The sequence below is a fragment of the Pseudomonas sp. MS01C9 genome, assembly GCF_058202755.1.
The window spans coordinates 4,377,846-4,396,518 of the sequence record NZ_CM177073.1 but is presented as its reverse complement, the minus strand read 5'-3'; the positions used below and the strand labels follow the sequence as shown (position 1 = coordinate 4,396,518).

Here is an 18,673-nt window from a genome sequence, read left to right as displayed (position 1 = left end):
ATTTAAGATCGCTGGATACCTCGCGACAAGAGGCGCAGGCCCCGCTCACACAGGGGCCTGCACAGAGATCATGCCATTTACAGCCCCTCCAGCTCGGCCATCAAGTCATTCAGCCGGTCCACCTTCTCCTCGGTGATTTCGCTGGCAGCCAATCCTTCGATGTAGTCGGCCAGTTCCTGGACCGTGCTGCATTCGAACATGGCCCGCAGCGGTACGTTGCGTTGCAGGGCCTTCTGTACCCGAGAGGCGATTTGCGTCGCCAGCAACGAATGACCGCCCAGTTCGAAGAAGTTATCCCGTACGCCCACTCGCTCGACGTTCAGCACCTGCGCCCAGATATCCGCCAGGGTCTGTTCCAGCGCGGTGCCCGGTGCCTGGTAATCCTGGCTTTGCAACTGGCCGATCTCCAGGGCCGGCAAGGCGTTGCGGTCGAGCTTGCCATTGGCGTTCAGGGGCAGCCGGTCCAGCCATAGCCAATGCAGCGGCACCATGTATTCCGGCAGCTCGGCCCGCAGGCGTTGCTTGATGCGCTCCAGGCGTTCGGTCGCCGGCAGCGTCGAATCAGAAGCGACCAGGTAGCCCACCAGATGCTTGCCGTTGATCCCCGCCTGCACGCCCACCGCGGCATCGCGCAACTCCGGCTGCTCATGCAGCCGCGCCTCGATTTCACCCAGCTCGATACGATAGCCACGAATCTTCACCTGATGATCGATGCGGCCGACGTACTCCAGCACGCCATCGCTGCGCCGCCGCGCCAGGTCCCCAGTGCGGTACAACCGCTCCCCCGGCGCGCCGAACGGATTGGGCACGAATACCGGGGCAGTACGCAGCGGATCGCCGACATAACCACGTCCCACCCCGGTGCCCGCCACGCACAGCTCACCCACGGCACCCAGCGGCACCAGCTCCAGCGCGCCGTCGAGCAGGTACAAACGGTTGTTGTCGGTGGGCGTGCCAATGGGCAGGTAAGTGCCACGGGTCGACGCCATGTCGACACGGAAGAACGCCACGTCATCGGAGCATTCCGCCGGGCCGTAGGCGTTGACCAGGCCGATGGCCGGGTATCGCAACAGCCACTGGTGGGCCAGCTCCGGGGGCATCGCTTCGCCAGTGGGCAACATCCAGCGCAGTCCGTCCAGGCTGACACGATCCTGGGCAAGCATGCCCTGGATCAGGGACGGCACGCTTTCCAGCACCGTGATGCCCTGGCGCTGCACATGTTCCAGCAACCCTTGCGGATCATGGGCGATGGTATTCGGCACGATGTCGACCCTGGCCCCGAACAACGGCGCGGCGAGGAACTGCCACACCGAGATGTCGAAACTCTGGGACGCCGTCTGGGCGATCACATCGGCCTCGCCCAGCGCCAGGTACGGCACCTTGCTCAGCTGATTGTTGAGCATGCCCCGCTGCTGCACCATCACGCCCTTGGGCTGCCCGGTGGAACCGGACGTATAGATCACATACGCCAGGTTGTCCGGCCCGCTATGGACTCCGGGGTTTTCCTGCGACGCATCACTGGCCTGGATGTCTTCCCACACCAGCAGCTTCGGCCGCGCCGAACAGGCATGCTCATCCAGCAGCGCCAGCGCCTGGGCATGGCAGGCCTGGGTGCAGACCAGCAGCGGCGTGCGGCTCAGTTCCAGGATACGCCCCAGGCGCTGGCTCGGCAGGCCCGGGTCCAGCGGCAGGTACCCGGCGCCGGCCTTGAAGCTGCCGATGATCATTGCCAGCAGGTCCAGCCCCCGTTCGGCCAGCAGCGCCACCGGCTGATCGAGGCCTACGCCGCAGGCGATCAGTGCATGGCCCAGGCGGTTGCTGTGGGCGTTCAACCCGGCGTAGGTGTATCGGTTGTCCAGGCAGCTGGCCGCGATCCGTTGCGGATGGGCCGCAACCCGGGCCTCGAACAATTCCACATAGCTCTGGGCCAAGGGATAGTCGCGCTCACTCTGGTTGCAGCCATGGACCAGGAAGTCCTGCTCCTGCGCCGCCATCAGCGGCAGCTCGGCCATGTCACCGTGCAAGCCCTCCATCAGGGCCAGCAGCAATCGCTTGAACTCACCCAGCAGCCCCTCGACGGTGGACGCTTCGAAGTAGCGTCGGTCGTAAGACAGATGCAGCCCCAGGTCGTCCCCGGGATAGCAGACCGCCGTCAACGGGAAGTTGGTGTGGGTGCGACCCGAATCCGACGTGGCGTTGAGGCTGCGGGCGCGGTCCAGCACCGAGACTTGCACCGGAGCGTTCTCGAACACGAACAGGCTGTCGAACAGCGGCTGGCCCTTGGGCAGTTCGCTGACTTCCTGGATGCTCACCAGCGGCAGGTACTCGTATTCGCGCAGTTGCATGTTGCTGTCCAGCAACTGGCCCAGCCACTGGCGCACCGTACAGCGCTGCTGGTCCTCGGGCATCCGCACCCGCAACGCGACACTGTTGATGAACAGCCCCACCGTGCGCTGCATCTGCGGCAATTCCACCGGGCGGCCAGCCACGGTGACACCGAACAGCACGTCCCGGTCGCCGCTCACTCGCCGCAGCACCAGCGCCCACGCTGCCTGGGCGAAGGTGTTGACCGTCAGTTGGTGAGCCTGGGCCAGTTCGCGCAGCCGTGCGCCGTCCTTTGCCTCGAGGCGGGTGTAGCAGTCGCCGACGATCATGCCTGCGCTGTCACCGGCGTGTTCACGCAGGAACGGGCGGTCGGCGGGGATTGGCGTGGTCCGTTCGAACCCTTCCAGGTTGTGCTTCCACCACTGGCGGGCCTCGGCCAGGCTCCGATGCTGCAGCCAGCCGATGTAGTCGCGATAGCGGGGTGGAACGGCCAGCCGGGGCTCGCGGTTTTCGCCAAGGGCGGTATAGATCTCGAAGAAATCGTCCATCAGCAACGAGCGGCACCAGGCATCGATCAGGATGTGGTGATTGCTCATCATGAACCAGTAGCGCGCCTCGCCCACGCGGATCAGTCGCAGGTGGAACGGTGCCTGGTTCAACAGATCGAAGCCGGCCTCGCGCTCGCGCTTGAGCAGCGCCTGGAGCCGGTCTTCCTGCTGGTCCCCGGGTACCTCGCGCCAGTCGAGATAATCCACTGGCGTGTTGCCGGGCTTGTGGATGATCTGCAGCATCTCTTCGCCGACGTTCCAGCAGAACGAGGCGCGCAAGGCTTCGTGACGGCTCACCACCGCCTCCCAGGCTTGGGCGAAACGATGCGGGTCCAGTTCGCTGTCGATGCGGTAGCGGTCCTGCATGTAGTACAGACCGGTGCCCGGTTCCAGCAAGGTGTGCAGCAGCATGCCTTCCTGCATCGGCGTCAGTGGATAGACATCCTCGATCTGCGCAGCCGGCACGGGCAAGTGGTCGAGCTGCTCCTGGGACAGTTTCGCCAGCGGGAAATCCGACGGCGTCGGGCCGCCCGCCTCGTCCGTCAGGCAGTGCTCGACCAGGCGCTGCAACTCATCGAGGTACGCCGCGGCCAAGGTGACGATCGTCTGCCTGTCATGGCGTTCGCCACTGTAGGTCCAGCGCAGCACCAGCTCACCACCACTGACCTGGCTGTCGACACTCAGCTCATTGGGCAGTGGCGCATCGGGGTCGTGGATCGCCCCCAGCGCTGCGTCCAGTGGCCGGAACAGGGCGTCATGCCCCAGGGTCTGGTCAAGCTGGCCCAGGTAGTTGAAGGTGATCGACGCCTGCGGCAGGTCAGCCATCGCCTGGCGAGTGGCGTCGTCGGCCAGGTAGCGCAGCACGCCATAGCCCAGCCCCTTGTGCGGTACGGCGCGCAACTGCTCCTTGATGGCCTTGATCGATGCGCCGATATCTTCGGCCGACGGGCTCAGGCGCACAGGGTAGACACTGGTGAACCAACCCACGGTGCGGGTCAGGTCCAGATCGTCGAACAGCATCTCGCGGCCGTGCCCCTCGAGCTGGACCAGGGCCGACTCATGACCGCTCCAGCGGCACAGGACCCGGGCCAGTGCCGTGAGCAACAGGTCGTTGACCTGGGTGCGGTAGGCACTCGGCGCCTGTTGCAACAGCTGCCGGGTGCGCCCGGCATCCAGGCGCACACTGACCGTCTGTCCATGACGCTCCTGGAGAGCACCGTCAGGATGCGCGCAAGGCAACGCCACAGCCGGGCCGCTCAACCGGCGTTGCCAGTCGGCCAGTTCTTCGCGCAGGGACTCGCTGCCGGCATAGGCCTGCAAGCGCGCCGCCCAATCGCGCAATGGGCTGGTCTTGGCCGGCAGCCCGATCGCTTGCCCGGCCGTGATCTGGCGGTAGACGGTTTGCAGATCGTCCATCAGTACCCGCCACGACACCGCGTCCACCACCAGGTGATGGATGACGATCAGCAGGCGCTGCCCACCGTCGGACAACCGGGCCAGCACTGCCCTGAGCAACGGACCGCCAGACAGATCGAGGCTGCGCTGGGTCTGCTCGAACAAGGCCTGGCAATGCTCCACGGAGTCGACGGACAGCGACTGCACCAGCGCGACGTCCGACAGCGGCCGATGCTCGGCGCGCCAGTGTCCGGCGGTCTGTGCAAAGCCCAGGCGCAGGGCGTCGTGCTGCTGCAGGACAGCCTGCAGCGCCTGTTCCAGATGTCCCGGGTCCAGGGTCATGGCCGGCTCCAGCAACAACGCCTGGTTCCAGTGGTGTCGATTGGGGATCGGGCACTCGAAGAACCAGTGCTGGATCGGTGTCAGCCCCGACTCGCCGCTCAGCAAGCCCTGCTCGGCGCTCAGCTGTTCGCTGCGGGTGGCGACAGCGGCCAGGGTCTGCACGGTCTGGTGCTGGAACAGGTCGCGGGGCGTGAAGTGGATGCCCTGCTGCCGGGCCCGACTGACCACCTGGATAGACAGGATCGAATCGCCGCCCAGCTCGAAGAAATTATCGTTGAGGCCGACCTGTTCCACGTTCAGCACCTCGCACCAGATGGCCGCCAGGGTCTGCTCCAGGGCATTGCTCGGCGCCACATAATGTTGCCGGTTGAGCTCAAGATCCGGCATCGGCAAGGCGCGACGGTCGAGCTTGCCGTTGGCGGTCAGCGGCATGCTCGCCAGCAGGATCAGGTGCGTGGGCACCATGTAGTCCGGCAGCTGTGCCTTGAGATGATGCTTCAAGGCTTCGCGCAGGACGCCTTGTCGTTCGGCGTCCTGGGTGGCGACGTCGGTCACCAGGTAGCCTGCCAATTGCTTGCCGCCCGGCATATCGAGGGCCAGTACCACGGCCTCGCGCACCGCGTCGTGTTCCAACAGGCGGGTTTCGATTTCCCCCAGTTCGATACGGAAGCCACGGATCTTGACCTGATGGTCGACCCGACCCAGGTATTCCACCAGGCCATCGGCACGCTGGCGCACCAGGTCGCCGGTGCGATAGAGCCGCCCACCTTCGGTGCAGAACGGATCGGCGACGAACCGCTCGGCCGTCATGCCCGGCCGCTGGTGGTACCCCTGGGCCAGGCCCGCGCCGCCGACGTACAACTCGCCTGTCGCGCCTTGCGGCACCAGGGCCAGGTCGGCATCGAGGATATAAGCCACCCGCTCACCGACCACACTGCCGATGGGCACGCTGGTCACGCCCTCCTCCAATTGCTCGGGTGCCAGGCACGCCAATGGCATGACCACGGTTTCCGTCGGGCCATAGGCGTTGAAAAACCGTGCCGGGCTGAACGCCGCGCGGATGCGCTGCAGATGCTCCCCGGTCAGGGCCTCGCCCCCCGTGATGCACATGCGCACGGGCAGGATCTGCCCCTGGGTCGCCAGCCATTGCGCCAGTTGGCTGCCATAGCTGGGCGTGAAACCGAGGACGTTGACGCCATGCGCGCGGATCAATCCGCAGATTTCCTCGGCGTCCCATTGCCCCTGGGCCCGCAGCACCACATGGGCGCCGCTGAGCAGCGGCACCAGCAGGCGCTCGGTGGCGGCGTCAAAGTTGATGGAATAGAAATGCAGCTCGCAGTCGTCCGGGCGCATGCCGAAACGCTGGATCACCGCCTGGCAGTGCATGGCGATTTCGCCGTGGGACACCACCACCCCCTTGGGCTTGCCGGTGGAGCCCGAGGTGTAGATCAGGTAGGCCTGGTGCTGCGGCAGGTTGATCGACGGCAATGGATGATCAGGATATTGCACCAATGCCGGACCATCCTCCTCCAGGCTCCAGCGTCCGACGCCGTCTGGCAGCGCACCGAGAGACTCGAACATTGCCCGGTCGCTGAGCAACCACGCGATGCCGCTGTCTTCGATCATGTAGTGCAAGCGGTCCAGCGGGTATTCGGGGTCCAGCGGCACGTAGGCACCGCCGGCCTTGAGAATCGCCAGCAGGCCGATGACCATTTCCAGGGAACGCTCCAGGGCCAGGCCCACCCGGACCTGTGGCCCGACGCCGCGCTCGCGCAGCATCCAGGCCAGTCGATTGGCGCGGCGTTCGAGTTCACCGTAGGTCAGGGTCTGTCCGGCAAAGGTCAAGGCCGGGGCATCGGGACGGGCCTGGGCCTGCTCGCTGAACAGCGGGTGCAGGCAGTGGTCCAGGCGATGCTCGCCGGGCTCGACACCCAGGTTGTCGAGCAACTGTTGCCGCTCGCCAGCGTCCAGCAGCGGCAGCTCGCTCAAGCGTCGGCCCGGATCGCTCAGCAGCGCCTCCAGCAGGTTGCGCCAATGCCCGGCCATGCGGGCGATGCGGGGTTCATCGAACAGGTCGGTGCTGTAGGTCAGGCAGCAACCCAGGCGATGATCCAGGTCGGTGACCTCCAGGTTGAGGTCGAACTTGGTGGCCCGGGCATCGTTCACCAGGTACTGCACGGTCATGCCGGCCAATGTGCGGCTCTGCTGGAATTCCCAGCGCTGGACGTTGCACATCACCTGGAACAGCGGATTGTAGGCGGCGCTGCGCGGCGGTTGCAGGGCTTCGACCAGATGATCGAACGGCAGGTCCTGGTGGGACTGGCCTTCGATGACTGTATGGCGCACCTGCTCGAACAGCTCGCCCACCGACATCTGCCCGTCGAGCTGGCAACGCAGCACCTGGGTGTTGAGGAACGCACCGATCAGCCCTTCGCTTTCCGGTCGGATCCGGTTGGCCACCGGCGCGCCGATGCGAAGGTCGGTCTGGCCGCTGTAGCGATAGAGCAGCACGGCCAAGGCGGCGGTCATGGTCATGAACAGGGTCAAGCCGTGTTGCGCGTTGAAGGCACGCACCCTGGCGGCCAGGTCATCGCTGAGGTCGAAGCGGAACAACTCGCCGCGATGGCTTTGCACCGGTGGCCGCGGACGGTCGGACGGTAGCTCCAGCAATGGGTGTTCACGGCCCAGTTGCGCGGTCCAGTAGTCCAGTTGCCGTTGGCGCTCGCCGGACTCCAGCCACTGGCGCTGCCAGACGCTGTAGTCCAGGTATTGCACCGGCAAAGGCTCCAGCGGCGATTGGCGGTCATCGACGAAGGCTTCGTACAACGCGCTCAGCTCCCGGGCGAAGATGTCCATCGCCCAGCCTTCGGTGACGATGTGATGCAGGGTCAGCACCAGGTAATGCTCCTGCTCCGCGGTCTTGACCAGGCAGGCCCGCAGCAACGGCCCGGTTTCCAGGTCGAAAGGCTTGTGGGCCTCGCTGTCGGCCAGCGCCTGCACCCGTTGTTCACGGACATCGGCGGCCAGCGCCGAGAAATCCTTCCAGTCCATCCGCAGGCCCACGTCATCGTGCACCTGCTGCCAGGCCACGCCGTCGGCACTGGGGAACGTGGTGCGCAGGGTTTCGTGTCGCAAGACCAATGCCTGCAAGGCCGCCTCGAAGCGCCCGACATCCAGCACCCCGCGCAAACGCGCCATGCCGCCGACGTTATAGGCCGGGCTGTCCGGCTCCATCTGCCAGAGGAACCACATGCGCTGCTGGGAATAGGACAGCGGCACCGGTTGGCTGCGATCGACCTTTTCGATCGGTGGCTGCCGGTTGGTCTGGCCACTGGCCTGGATCAAGCGTACCTGTTCGGCAAACGCCCCCAGTTCACTGTTCTCGAACAAGGCTCGCAGCGGCAACTCGACGTCGCAGGCCTGGCGGGTGCGGGAAATGATCTGGGTCGCCAGCAGCGAGTGGCCGCCGAGGGCAAAGAAATCATCCCGCAGGCCAATCCGGGACAGCCCCAGCACGTCGCGCCAGATATCGGCGAGCTGGCATTCGAGGGCGCTGACCGGCTCCACGTGGTCACGCCCCTGCCACTGCGGTTCGGGCAAGGCGTGGCGGTCGAGCTTGCCGCTGGGGCTCAGCGGCATGGCATCCAGGCGCAACACCTGCGCGGGCACCATGTAGTCCGGCAATTCGGCGGCCAGGGCGGCGAGGAGCCGCTGGTCCAGGTCGTCCCCGGTAAGATCTGGCGCGGTGTAGTAGCCGATCAATTGCGGACCGGCGGCGGTGTCGCGCACCAGCACGGCCGCCTGGGCGATGCCCTCCTGGGCCAGCAGCCGCGCTTCGATTTCCTGCGGTTCGATACGGAAACCGCGCAGTTTGACCTGCTGATCGAGGCGGCCGAGGTATTCGATCACCCCACCGGCGGTCCAGCGCGCCCGGTCGCCGGTGCGATACAGGCGCGCGCCCGTGGCGGCCAGCGGATCCGGTACAAACCGCTCGGCGCTCAGGCCCGGCCGGCCGAGGTAACCCCGGGCCAGGCCCAGGCCGCCGATGCACAGTTCGCCCGACACTCCGGACGGTACCGGGTTGAGCTCACTGTCGAGCACGCGACACAGCACGTTGCCCAGCGGACGGCCGATCGGCGAGCGCTCGCCATCGGCATCGCTGCAATGCCAGTGCGTGACGTTGATGGCGGTTTCGGTCGGACCGTAGCGATTGTGCAGTTGCGCCGTCGGCAGTTGCGCCAGCACTCGGCTGCGTAATTCGGCCGGCAAGGCTTCACCCCCGGAGAACACCCGGCGCAGGCAGGTGCAACCGGCGCTCAAGGGTTCGTCGACGAACAGGCTGAGCAGCGGTGGCACGAAGTGCAGCGTGGTCACGCCAAACTGTTGGACCAACTGGGCGATGCGGTGCGGGTCGCGATGTTCGCCGGGGCCGGCCAGGACCAGCGGGCAACCTGTGATCAAGGGCCAGAAGCATTCCCACACCGACACGTCGAAGCTGATCGGCGCCTTTTGCATCAGCACATCGGTTTCGTCCAGGCCATAGGTGGCCTGCATCCATTGCAAGCGTTCGGCCAGGGCCGCGTGGGTGTTGCCGACCCCCTTGGGCTGGCCGGTGGAACCGGAGGTGTAGATCACGTAGGCCAAATGATCGCCGTGCAGATGCAGGCCTGGCGGATTGCCCGGCCATTGCTCCAGATGCAAGGCATCCAGGGCAATCACGCTGATGCCTTCGCAGACCGGCAAGCGTTCGAGCAACGCGGTCTGCGTCAGCAGCAGATCGACGCCGCTGTCCTGGAGCATATAGGCCAGGCGTTCGGCCGGGTAATCCGCATCCAGCGGTACATAGGCGCCACCGGCCTTGATGATCGCCAGCACGCCGATGAGCAACTGCGGCGAACGCTCGGCGGCGATTGCCACGCACACATCGGGGCCAACGCCTTTGTCCCGCAGGTAGTGGGCCAGGCGATTGGCCTGGGTGTGCAGTTCGGCGTAGTCCAGGCGACCGCCCTCCCACAGCAGCGCGGCGCGTTGCGGCGTACGCCGGGCCTGCTCGTTCAGCAGCTCCGGCAACCATCGTGCCGCCGGTTCGCAAGGGGCCACACTCCATTGCTGCTGTTGCGCCTGCTCATCGGCGGACAGCAAAGGCACGTCGCCGATGGCCTGCTGCGGATCGGCGCATACTGCCCGCAGCAGGTTGCAGAAATGCCCGGCCAGGCGCGCGATGGTCGCCGCCTCGAACAGCTCGTCGGCGTAGTCGAACGACAGCGTCAACCGCCCGTTGCGGTCTTCCTCGCTGTGCAGTTGCAGATCGAACTTGGCTTCGCGGCTGTGCCATGGCAGCTCATCGGCCAGCAATCCCGGCAAGCGTCGCAAGGCGCCCAGGTCGCGTTGCTGATGGTTGAACATCACCTGGAACAGCCCTTGTTCGCGAGCCTGCGGGAAGGCTTCGAGCAGTTGTTCGTAGGGAAGGTCCTGGTACGCCTGGGCGCCCAGCGTGGCCTCCCGGGCCTGGGCCAGGAGCGCGGCGAAGGACTGGCGCGAATCGACCTGCCCGCGCAGCACCTGGGTATTGATGAAAAAGCCGATCAGGCCTTGGGTTTCCAGGCGTGGACGGTTGGCATTGGGCACGCCGATGCGCAGGTCGGACTGGCCGGTATAGCGTTGCAACAAGGCCTGGAATGCCGCCAGCAGACACATGAACGGTGTCGCGTCGTGGGCCTGGGCGAGCTGGCGCAAGGCATCGCCGAGGCTCTTGTCCAGGCGCAGGCTATGACGCGCGGCGCGGCGAAGACGCTGGGCGCTGCGAGGATGATCGGTGCTCAGCGCCAGGACGGGATGTTCGTCTCCCAGTGTCTGTTTCCAATAGGCCAGTTGCCGCTCGGCTTCTCCCTGGGCGAGCCACTGGCGCTGCCAGCGGCCGTAGTCGGCGTACTGCAACGGCAGCGGCGCCAGCGCGGCGACCTGCCCCTGGGTCGCGGCGGCATACAGCCGCGAGAATTCGTCCACCAGCACATTCATCGACCAGCCGTCGGCAATGATGTGGTGCATCGTCACCAGCAACTGGTGATCGTCCTCATCCAGGCGCACCAGCGTGACCCGCAGCAGCGGCCCCTTTTCCAGGTCGAACGGCGTAGTCGCTTCGGTTTCCCGGATCTGCCGGGCGCGGGCCTGGCGCTGATCGTTGGGCAAGTCCGCCAGATCGATTGAGCGCAGGTCGAATCCCGCAGCCGGATCGATCTGCTGCATGGCCACGCCATCGCGCTCCAGGAAACGCGTGCGCAGGGATTCATGGCGTTCGATCAGTTGCTGAAAACTGGCGCGCAGTGCGTTTTCGTCCAATTCGCCACGCAGGTGCAAGCCGCCGGGAATGTTATAGGCGCAGCTTGCAGGGTCCAGTTGCCAGGTGATCCACAAGCGGTTCTGGGCCAGGGACTGCGGCAATGCCTCATGGCGCGGCAACAGGCTGATCGTGTCCTGGGACGGGTTGCCGTCCTGTTGGCTGGCGGCCACTGCGGCCGTGAAAGCGCTGAGGGTCGGGGCTTCGAACAGCAGGCGCAGCTCCAATGTCACGCCCAGGGTTTCGCGCAGCCGCGCAACCACCTGGGTGGCGATGATGGAGTTGCCCCCCAGCAGGAAGAAATGATCGTCTCCCTGCACTTCGTCAACCTGCAACAGCTCGCGCCAGACCTGGGCAATCTGCGCCTGCAACGGCGAGGTCGACGCCTGCGCACGGACACTTGCGACCTCGGTCGACGGGAACTGCGCATAGCTGTCGAGGCTGCCGTCGGCCAGGCGAGTGCGGCACGCCGAGCGTTGCAACTTGCCGCTGGACGTCTTGGGCAAGGCACCGGGATTGAGTAGCACCACCACGCTCGGCGCTTGCTGACAGGCGTCGGCCACCACCTGGCGAAGGGTCTTGATCAGCGCCTCGGGCGGCAGGATTTTCTGCACGCTGCGGCTGATTTCCGCCGCAATGCCGATGCCTTCCTCGGTGCCATCGTTGACTGCGAAGGCCGCCACCCGGCCTTTGCGCACCACTTCCACCTCACGCTCGATAGTCTGCTCGATGTCCTGGGGATAAAGGTTGTGCCCGCGCACGATCAGCATGTCTTTCAAGCGACCGGTGATGAACAGCTCGCCGTCATGGACGAAGCCCAGGTCGCCGGTGCGCAGCCAGGTACGACCGTCATGCTGGACGAAGGTCTTGGCCGTGGCCTCGGGATTGCGCCAGTAACCATGGGCGATGCTCGGCCCGGTGGCCCAGACTTCGCCCACCTGCTGGTCGGCCAGCGGCTGGAGCGTATTGGGTTCGACGACCAGCACCCCGTGTCCGGGCTGGCCGAAACCGCAGCTCATCACCGCGCTGCCTTGCCCCGGCTCGGCGCGGTTCTGCGCCAGCGCCGCGTCGTCTATGCGCAATGAAGCAATGCCATGGCTGCGGGGCGTGCCGGCGACGAACAGGGTGGCTTCCGCCAGGCCGTAGGACGCCATGAAGTTGTCAGAGGTGAAACCGCACGCCGCGAACTTCTCGGCGAAACGTTCCAGGGTGTCGAGGCGGATCGGCTCGGAGCCCGAATAGGCCACCCGCCAGCCGCTCAGGTCGAGGCGCTGCAAGGCCGAGTCGCTGATCCGCTCGCTGCACAACCGATAGGCGAAATCCGGGCCGCCGCTGATGGTGCCACCGTACTCGCTGATGGCTTCCAGCCAACGCAACGGCCGGGCCAGGAAATACCCCGGCGACATCAGCACGCATGGCACGCCACTGAAGACCGGTTGCAGCAGGCCGCCGATCAAGCCCATGTCGTGATACAGCGGCAGCCAGCTGACGATGACGTCGTCGGGGTTCAGGTCGATGCCGAAGCCATGGCGGATCAACAGCTCGTTGGCCACCAGGTTGCCATGGCTGACCTGCACCCCCTTGGGCAATGCAGTGGAGCCGGAGGTGTATTGCAAAAAGGCAATGTCATCGTCCTGCAAGGTCGGCGCGACCCATTGTCCGGCACGTGCCGGGTCGAGGCTGTCGACGCATAGCAACGATGGTGCGGACTCGATGGCCTGCAAGGCTTCGCGCAGATCGCTGCTGGTGAGCAAAAGGCGCGGCTCGGCGTCGGCGATGATCGACAGCAGACGTTCCTGGTGATGACGACGGGCCGACTCCGGTGGATAGGCCGGCACGGCGATCACACCGGCGTACAGGCAACCGAAAAACGCCGCGACGTAATCGGGGCCGCTGGGAAACAGCAGCACCGCGCGATCGCCGACTGTCGCCTCGGCCTGCAAGGCGGCGGCAATGGTGCGGGCGCGCAGGTCCAGATCGCGATAACTCAGCACCACGCTCTGCTCCGGCGTGTCGGCAAGGAAGCGCAAGGCCACGCGATCCGGCGTCGAGGCGGCGCGGCGCTGGAGGGCATGGGCCAGGGTGCTGGGAAGTTCGAACGCGTCGGTCATGAGGTTTCCTGCCTGAAATTCGGCTTGCAAGTGATATCCAGTCTTCTTCCATCGCACGCCATCGACGGCATGCGGGACGCGGTCATGGCCGACCGCGCGAGGCAATGGAAATGCGTTGCGGCATCCGGGCTGCCGCCCGAAACCGTCACCCATGAGAACGGATCACGCCGGCAAATAATTAGTCAGCGAGCAGGCCCACCGAGCCATTGGCAAGCGATCGCCCTGCGGCAATGGGTCGCGGCGGCCCATCTTGAACAATCGCCATCAATAATTCTTCTTCTCAATTGACAATCATTATCATTCAGCCTAATTTGGCGCTCGATGTGCAGGACGCCGCCAGTTAACCGCTTGTCCTGCTAACTTTTTGCAGCAAGGTGAATTCCATGACGGAACAAGTATCCACAAGCAGGTGCGACTCACCGTTACTTCAGGCGTTCGTCGATAACCGGATGATCCTGGTCAAAATCGCGGCGCGCATCACCGGTTGCCGGTCTCGCGCCGAAGATGTGGTGCAGGATGCGTTTTTCCGGCTGCAATCGGCGCCCCAGATCACCTCTTCCTTCAAGGCTCAGCTCAGTTACCTGTTCCAGATCGTGCGCAACCTGGCGATCGATCACTACCGCAAGCAGGCGCTGGAACAGAAATACTCGGGGCCGGAAGAGGAAGGACTGAACGTGGTGATCCAGGGTGCTTCGCCGGAAACGTCTCACATCAACTTTTCCACGCTGGAGCACATTGCCGATGCGTTGACCGAGTTGCCCAGCCGCACCCGCTACGCCTTCGAAATGTATCGCCTGCATGGCGTTCCACAGAAGGACATCGCCAAGGAACTGGGGGTCTCGCCCACCCTGGTGAACTTCATGATCCGTGACGCCCTGGTGCATTGCCGCAAGGCGTCGGGCGTGCGCGCAGACACCTTCGCCCGGCGGTAACACACGCCATTTTCTCCGGCCTTGCCGCAAACAGGCTCGCTTTCACCAGGTCCACCGACCTGGTGAAAGCGAGCCTGTTCATGATGACGGCCTGATGACCGCCACCTGGTCCATGCCAAACCTCACATCAACGCGCACCGGTCGAAGAACCGCTCGCGCCCCAGGATCATCAGCGCCGCACGCTTGTGAGGGAAATCGAATTCCTTCTCGCAGTGGAAACACTGGTTGTGCAGGTATCCGATCATCCTTGCATTGTCGGCCCGGGGCTCGGCCACCACGCGCTGGGTGCGCGGGTCGTCCAGGAACAGGTAGTGCACCAGCGCCGATAGCCAGCTCGCCACCTTGTGGGGCCCCCGATGCTGCTCCTCGCCCACCAGCATGTGGATGCCACGATCGTAGTTCTCGGCGTCATAGAACGGCGCGATCCGATCCTCCTTGGCCCAATAGGCTTCGAAGTAGGCAAACGGCTGATCGTCGAAACAACCGATCAGGGTCAGGACCCGTGGGTCGCGCTGCAGCGTGTCCAGGTATTGGCGGTGCTGTTCGAGGCTGCCTTGCTCCTGCCAGAAACTCGCCACCCGGGGGCTGTTCTGCCAGCGATTGAAACGCGCCAGGTCGTGCTCGATCTCCAGGGTGCGCAAGGACACCCAGGACCCCAGTCGCGCATCGAAACGCCGATACACTTCGCCGCGAGGCTTTATCGGCCGACGCGGATGGCGCTTGCCGTCCGTGATGATCATCTGCTGCGGATAACTGCCATTGAACGACTCGCCTAGCCAGGGTTGCGGCAGTTGCCAGAACTGCGTGCGCTCGCAGGCATATTCGTCAGCCTCCCCGGTGGCCGTCAGCAGGCCGCTGAGCAAGGCGTCGCCGGGACGCTCAGCAAGGTGCCAGACCAGGCGCTGGCACTGCGGCTCCCGGGCAAACAGCCAATAGCAGGCGGCCCAGAGGGCCGGCCCAACTGGCCGGTCGTTGATTTCCTGCAGATGCACCCGCAATTCGGGGCCACGCTCCAGGCGCAGCCGGATCAGCGGTGCGCCTTCCAGCATCAGGCTCAGATGACGTTCGGTTTCATCGGCGCCCAGACGGCGCCCTCCGGGCAAGGGCAGAATCGTCGGGTGGTTGAGGTCGGGCATGGCAGAGGCTCGCGTATTCGTCGGTAGTCAACGTGGGACGTGAGCCAGGGCGGGAAATTTAGGGGCCGGTCAATGATTGTGGGTCGGCACCAGGGCAATCTGGTAAGGCGTGAAAATGGCCAGCAATTGACCGTTGTCCCGAAGCGTTTGCAATAACCGGGCGAAGGTTTCGCTGGTGATCGGCGCCTGGGGCCGGATCAACGCATAGTGGTGATAGACTTGGTCGATACGCTCGGACACCAGCAACTGGGGGCCGACCTGAGGATTGCGCAGGACATAGTCATTGAGGTACGAACGCGTCACCAGCGCGATGTCCGCGCGACCGCGCAGCACCATCAACAGGTTGCTGTCATGGGAATACGTCAGCGTGGCGTTGTATTGGCCGATGAGAAACTTGGGATCGGCGTTGAATTCGGCAAAGGCATAGTGGTAACCGCTGAACAGGGCCAGGCGCTTGCCCCTGAGGTCGGCGAAATAGCTCTGCTGGCGATCCGGCTGGCGCTGGGCGACAAAGATCTCCGCATCCTCCAGGCCCATGTCCACCACGGTATGCGGCACGTCCTTCCATCCCCAGTCGGGGTTCTCGAAGATCGCCATATCGACCCGGCCCTGCTTGAAATCATTGAAGCGACGCGGGATCGATGTAGGCACCAGCACGAACTGGTAGTCGGTCTGGGAGCGATTCAGGGCCTCGACCAATTGCGGCAGCAGGCCGGTGTCGGCGCCATTTTCGGGGCGCACCGTATAGGGTGGGAAATGCGCAGCCCCGATACGGACCAGTTGCGCCGCCGAAGCTGGCAAGGCCAGGAAAATGGCCAGCACGGCCAGCAGAACACGCGAAGTCATCCCCATCGGCGAACACTTCAAGGTCACCCACTCCCCCATAAGTCATACATTCAAGCTAGGCGGTTTCAGCCCGATTAGCCAACCACGCGGCACCGGAGGAAAACGGCCCGATTATTGTTTTTCTTCAAGCACCAGGATCAATGCCTGTTCGGCCAGGTCATCGAGACTCAGGCTGCCTTCGGCGCGAAACCAGGTGGTGGTCCAGGACAATGCGCCTGTGAGGAAACGCCGGGTAATGAACACGTCCCCGCGAATATACCCGGCATCCTTGGCCTGGCCCAGCACCTCCAGCCACAAGTCCTCGTAAATATCGCGCAAGGCCAGCACCTGCTCCTGCCCTTGCTCGGATAACGAGCGCCATTCGTAGACCAGCACCGCCATCGCCTCGCCCGTACCGCCCATGATCGACTGCAGTTCGCAGCGGATCAGCGCCAGTACCTGCTCACGAACATTGCCCGCCTCGGCCAGGGCCGCGCGCATCAGGGCGGTGTTGTAGCGGATGGTTTCTTCCATCACCGCCCGCAGGATCTCGTCCTTGCTCTTGAAGTGATGAAAGATGCTGCCGGACTGAATGCCCACGGCGCTCGCCAGGTCGCGCACCGTGGTGCGCTCGAAGCCTTTGTTGCGAAACAGGTGGGCGGCCGTCTGCAGCAACTTGCCGCGGGCGCTGTCCGGGTCGGTCAGTTGACCGAGCTCCACCAGCTCTTGCATGACCCTCAAGGCTTTTTGCTCGTCCACCCTTTCTCTCCTACAGTCGTTCGACGTGGCGCCGGCAATTTAAGCCCAGCGGGACAACCAAGCAAGCGCTCGGGCAGAAGAACCAGCGGTCGTTTACAAACCAAGCGCTTGCTTGGTAGTCTCGAATCCCGTTTACCGGAGGGCCCCCCATGCCAAGAGCGATCCGTATCGGTTGCGCCAGCGCCTTCTGGGGCGACACCCCTACCGCCGCGGCCCAGTTGGTGGACGGCGGGAACCTGGATTACCTGGTGTTCGATTACCTGGCCGAGATCACCCTCTCGATCATGGCCGCTGCGCGCATGAAGGATCCCCAGGCCGGTTATGCCACCGACTTTGTCGAAGTGCTGGCCCCCCTGCTCCAGCGTCTGCATGAAGGCGCCATCCGCGTCATCAGCAATGCCGGCGGGGTCAATCCCCAAGCCTGTGCCGCCGCCCTTCGAACGGCTTGCGACGAGGCCGGCGTGCCGTTGAAGATCGCCGTACTGCTGGGCGATGACCTGCAAACTCAATGCCAAGGACTTGCCCAGCAGGGCATCCGCGAGATGTCCAGCGGCGAGCCCTTGCCCTCTACGTGCCTCTCCATCAACGCCTACCTGGGCGCACCAGGCATCGTCGAAGCCCTGCGCCTGGGAGCCGATATCGTGATCACCGGTCGCGTGGTGGACAGTGCGGTGGTCAGCGCCGCCCTGGTGCACGAATTCGGCTGGGCCTGGCACGACTACGACAAATTGGCCCAGGCTGCACTGGCCGGACATCTCATCGAGTGCGGGGCCCAATGCACGGGCGGTAATTTCACGGACTGGCAAGACGTGCCGGATTACGAGCACATCGGTTTTCCCATCGTCGAAGCCAGCGCCGACGGCCAGTTCATTGTCACCAAGGTGCAAGGCACTGGCGGGCTGGTCACACCGCTGACCGTCGGCGAACAGTTGTTGTACGAAATCGGCGACCCGCAGGGGTACCTGCTACCGGACGTGATCTGCGATTTCAGCCAGGTCAGGTTGATCCAGCAAGGCAGGCATGCCGTGCGAGTCCAGGGCGCCAGGGGCCTGCCCCCCACCGATCGGTACAAAGTGTGCGCCACCTGGCCGGACGGCTTTCGCTGCACCGCCCTGTGCCTGATCGCCGGCATCGATGCGGTGGCCAAGGCCGAACGGGTCAGTCAGGCGATCATTGCCAGGACCTCGCAGATGTTCAGCGAGCGAGGCTGGGCTCCCTACAGCGAAGTGAACATCGAGCTGTTGGGCAGCGAAGCCACCTACGGTCACCACGGCCAACGCCGGGACAGCCGCGAAGTGTTGATCAAGCTGGCGGTCCGGCACCCGGACCGACAAGCGCTGGCGCTGTTTGCCCGGGAGATCGCCCCGGCCGCCACCGGCATGGCACCTGGACTGACCGGCCTGCTGGGCGGCCGACCGACGGTGCAGCCGCTGATACGTCTCTTCTCGTTCCTGATCGACAAAAGTGCCTGCCGGCTCGACATCCAACTGGACGGCCAGCTCCACGCCTGCGTCCTGCCTGACGTCAAACCGCTGGACACCAGCGACCTGCCCACCGCCCCGGAACTGCCCAGGCCCCAGGGTCGGGCCGATGCCAGCGTCCCCCTGATCAAGCTGGCCGTGGCCCGCTCCGGTGACAAGGGCAATCACAGCAACATCGGTGTGATCGCCCGCGAGCCCGAGTACCTGCCGTGGATCGCCGAAGCGCTGACGCCGCAAGTGATGGTCGACTGGATGAGCCATGTACTCGATCCCGTGCGCGGACGCGTCGAGCGTTGGTACCTGCCCGGTACCCAGAGCCTGAATTTCCTGTTGGAGAACGCCCTCGGCGGCGGTGGCGTCGCCAGCCTGCGCATCGACCCCCAGGGCAAGGCATTCGCCCAGCAACTGCTGGAAATCCAGATCCCGGTGCCCCAGGACATCGCCGACCGGGTCAACTGAAGGACGCTCGTTGGAAAGGAACA

At 64.8% G+C, this 18,673-nt stretch carries 6 protein-coding genes; 2 read left to right on the top strand and 4 right to left on the bottom strand.

The features are described from left to right. Positions 1–77: 77 nt before the first annotated feature. Complete coding sequence (locus AC1M7R_RS20015; RefSeq protein ID WP_490609855.1) at positions 78–13,058, bottom strand: non-ribosomal peptide synthetase; 12,981 nt, start codon at positions 13,056–13,058, stop codon at positions 78–80. Positions 13,059–13,441: 383 nt separating this feature from the next. Between AC1M7R_RS20015 and AC1M7R_RS20010 the strand changes: the two genes are divergently transcribed. Further along, the gene (locus AC1M7R_RS20010; protein WP_072389154.1) at positions 13,442–13,990 is read left to right on the top strand and encodes an RNA polymerase factor sigma-70; all 549 of its coding nucleotides are present in this window, start codon (positions 13,442–13,444) and stop codon (positions 13,988–13,990) included. A 122-nt stretch (positions 13,991–14,112) separates the two neighbouring features. Here AC1M7R_RS20010 and AC1M7R_RS20005 read toward each other — a convergent pair whose 3' ends face one another. From AC1M7R_RS20005 to AC1M7R_RS19995, 3 genes are all read right to left on the bottom strand, one after another. Next, complete coding sequence (locus AC1M7R_RS20005; RefSeq protein ID WP_123595965.1) at positions 14,113–15,126, bottom strand: GNAT family N-acetyltransferase; 1,014 nt, start codon at positions 15,124–15,126, stop codon at positions 14,113–14,115. Positions 15,127–15,195: 69 nt separating this feature from the next. Beyond that, positions 15,196–15,972: a substrate-binding periplasmic protein gene (locus AC1M7R_RS20000; protein WP_072458151.1), complete on the bottom strand. Its 777-nt coding sequence runs from the start codon at positions 15,970–15,972 to the stop codon at positions 15,196–15,198. Positions 15,973–16,083: 111 nt separating this feature from the next. Beyond that, positions 16,084–16,710, bottom strand: coding sequence for a TetR/AcrR family transcriptional regulator (locus AC1M7R_RS19995; protein WP_072389159.1), 627 nt, complete (start codon positions 16,708–16,710; stop codon positions 16,084–16,086). Between the two features lie 149 nt (positions 16,711–16,859). Here AC1M7R_RS19995 and AC1M7R_RS19990 point away from each other — a divergent pair, with 149 nt between their 5' ends. Beyond that, a complete protein-coding gene (locus AC1M7R_RS19990; protein WP_092179531.1) occupies positions 16,860–18,650 on the top strand; it encodes an acyclic terpene utilization AtuA family protein in 1,791 nt (596 codons plus the stop codon). Positions 18,651–18,673 lie beyond the last annotated feature (23 nt).

Coding starts and splice junctions, on each gene's coding strand:
- AC1M7R_RS20015 (WP_490609855.1), bottom strand. CDS start 13,058: ATGACCGACGCGTTCGAACTTCCCAGCACCCTGGCCCATGCCCTCCAG.
- AC1M7R_RS20010 (WP_072389154.1), top strand. CDS start 13,442: ATGACGGAACAAGTATCCACAAGCAGGTGCGACTCACCGTTACTTCAG.
- AC1M7R_RS20005 (WP_123595965.1), bottom strand. CDS start 15,126: ATGCCCGACCTCAACCACCCGACGATTCTGCCCTTGCCCGGAGGGCGC.
- AC1M7R_RS20000 (WP_072458151.1), bottom strand. CDS start 15,972: ATGACTTCGCGTGTTCTGCTGGCCGTGCTGGCCATTTTCCTGGCCTTG.
- AC1M7R_RS19990 (WP_092179531.1), top strand. CDS start 16,860: ATGCCAAGAGCGATCCGTATCGGTTGCGCCAGCGCCTTCTGGGGCGAC.